The sequence below is a fragment of the Marinobacter sp. genome, from assembly GCF_041687235.1.
Taxonomy (GTDB): domain Bacteria; phylum Pseudomonadota; class Gammaproteobacteria; order Pseudomonadales; family Oleiphilaceae; genus Marinobacter.
Window position 1 is genome coordinate 6,720 of record NZ_JAWLCH010000032.1, and the last position, 2,553, is coordinate 9,272.

General features: G+C 58.8%; 3 protein-coding genes. 2 read left to right on the plus strand and 1 reads right to left on the minus strand.

Going from position 1 to position 2,553, the window contains the following annotated elements:
- A partial coding sequence (locus ACESMK_RS19850; protein WP_373002366.1) for a hypothetical protein occupies nucleotides 1-720 on the plus strand: 720 nt, incomplete at its 5' end.
- Nucleotide 721: 1 nt separating this feature from the next.
- Here ACESMK_RS19850 and ACESMK_RS19855 read toward each other — a convergent pair.
- Nucleotides 722-1,741: an AraC family transcriptional regulator gene (locus ACESMK_RS19855; protein ID WP_373002369.1), complete on the minus strand. Its 1,020-nt coding sequence runs from the start codon at nucleotides 1,739-1,741 to the stop codon at nucleotides 722-724.
- Nucleotides 1,742-1,936: 195 nt separating this feature from the next.
- Here ACESMK_RS19855 and ACESMK_RS19860 point away from each other — a divergent pair.
- The coding region (locus ACESMK_RS19860; protein WP_373002372.1) for a CaiB/BaiF CoA transferase family protein at nucleotides 1,937-2,553 on the plus strand (617 nt) is incomplete at its 3' end.

The window sequence follows — 2,553 nt, forward strand, 5'->3', positions numbered from 1 at the left end:
GTCGTTGCTGAGAATTGGGGCGAAGCTGCGGAGTTTCTGAACCGGTTGCAGCAACTGGAGGGGGAAAAGCCAGCGGACTATTACTTTTACCGGGGGCGGGTGATGTTGCAGTCTTCCCACCTGAATGAGGCGCAATCGGCTCTGGAAACCTACGTGAGCCAGGCCGGCTCCGAGGGAGATCACTATCAGGAATCCCTGAAGCTGATTACCTCGATTGAAAAGACCAGGAAACAGAATGCCCGGGCGCCAAAGAATTCCGGAGAGAGTGAGCGGGTTGCCGTAATTGAGCCTGCAGGAGACGGCCGTATCGAGTCCCTGCGTAAACTTTATCTGGCGAGTTCAGACCGTGAGGCGTTGACGCTGCACATCAACAGCCTGTTGGAATTGGCAGGCTGGCGCCGCGATCAGGCGGTGGTCCGGTTGGACAGGCCGGCAGATGTGGAATATCGCCTTGGCACCCAGGGAAATGAAATCCAGATTCAGGAGATCAGGCGGGCCGACGATGGCCGTATACTGCGTAGCACGGAACAGATGTCGGTGTTTGGAATCAACCCAAGGGTTGAATGGCGATGTGAAACGGCTGTCTCGACCTGTTGGGTCTACGATCCGAGGGACGGTTCCCGGCTCCTCCAACTGGCTGCCAATCGGGAAAGGACTCAGGAAATTGCACAGACGCTGGGGAACCTGATCCGCACTGCCCAGTCGCCCTCCGACTCCTGATTCAGCCGGAGAGGTTGCCGCGCTCGCCCTCACGGTAGGCGCCGGGCGTCACTCCCGTCCACTTCTTGAAGGCCCGGTGGAAGGTTGATGGCTCGGTGAAACCAACCTTGGCGGCTATGTCGTTAATGGGCAGCTCCTGTCGGCCCAAGTAGTAGATCGCCATGTCCCGGCGCAACAGATCCTTGATTTCCTGGAATGAGGTGTTTTCCTGCTTCAGCCGGCGTCGTAGTGTCTGCGGGCTGGTGTGCAGTTCCGCGGCAATCCATTCAAAATCCGGCAACGGCTTCGAGAAATCCCGCCCGATCAGCGCGCGGATGCGTCCCGTGAAGGTGTTGCTCTCGTCAGGCCGGGATAGCAGGTCTGCCGGGGAAGTTTTCAGGAATTGCCGCATCTCCGGCTTTTCCCGGATGACGGGTGCCGACAGGAAGCGCTTGTCGAAGGTGAGGGCGATTTTGTCAGATTCGAACGCCAGTGGGCAGCGGAAAATGTGCCTGTACTCGTCCCCATGGGCCGGCCGAGGGTAGTCGAACTCGGCTTTCTCAAGCTCAATGGGTTGCCCGATCAGCCAACTGCCCAGGCGGTGCCAGATTACCAGGATGCTTTCCCGCAGGAAAAAGCTGGGGTCGTTGATCTCGCCCTCCATTCGGGTAACCAGCTGAGCCTTGTCGTCGTCAATCTCAAGCTCCATCGAGACCATGGGCTCAAACAGGCGGGAGAACTGGAAAGCCTGCCGGTACACCGATTCCAGATTCGGGCAATCAATCACCAGTGCGCACATGGTCGCGAAGGTACCTGTCCGGGCCCGTCTGGGCCCCAGCCCCATGAACTCATCTCCCATGCGGTTCCAGAGCACCTGCATCAGATGGCTGAACTGGTCACTGCTGACCCGGGCCATCTCGATACGTAACAGATCGGGAGAGATTCCTGCTTCCCGGAGCATTTCTCGGGTATCAAAACCAAGCCTTTCGGCACCCACGAGGGCAGCCTGAACAAAGTGCTTCGAAACCGTCAGATCGGACATCACGCTCGCCATTCCATGAAAACGAAACCCATCATAAAACCCCCGTGGAACAATGCAACCGGCGCCGGAAAGACGGGCTGGTAGAAACGGCCAATTGGAATGACGGAACCGGCAGTTGGCCCCGTTGGCAAAACCGGGCAGCATGAAGGAAACGGACACTGTTCGGACTACTCTGACAACACGAAGGAGATCATCATGTCAGGACCGCTGACGTCACTGAAAGTTCTGGATTTCAGTACCTTGTTGCCCGGCCCCTACGCCACCATGCTGCTGGCAGACATGGGGGCAGATGTATTGCGTGTGGAAGCACCGGACCGAGTGGACCTGACCCGGGTAATGCCACCCCACGACGCCGGCGTGAGCACCGCCCACGGCTTTCTGAACCGCGGCAAGAAGTCCCTCGGGATCAACCTCAAGGAGGAAGGTAGCCGGGAGAAAGTGCTGGAACTGGTCAAGGACTACGATGTTGTTGTTGAGCAGTTTCGCCCGGGCGTGATGGACCGTCTTGGCATTGGCTATGAAGCCCTGAAGGCGGTAAACCCTCGCCTCATCTACTGCTCCATCACCGGCTATGGCCAGACCGGCCCTTACAGGGACCGCGCAGGCCACGACATCAACTATCTCTCCCTGGCTGGAGTAAGCAGTCACTGCGGTCGGGCCGACAGCGGCCCGCCCCCCATGGGAATCCAGATAGCGGATGTGGCGGGTGGATCCCACCATGCCGTGATGGGCATTCTGGCGGCTGTGATCCATCGACAGCAGACCGGGGAGGGGCAGTTTGTTGATATCAGCATGACCGACGCGGCCTTTGC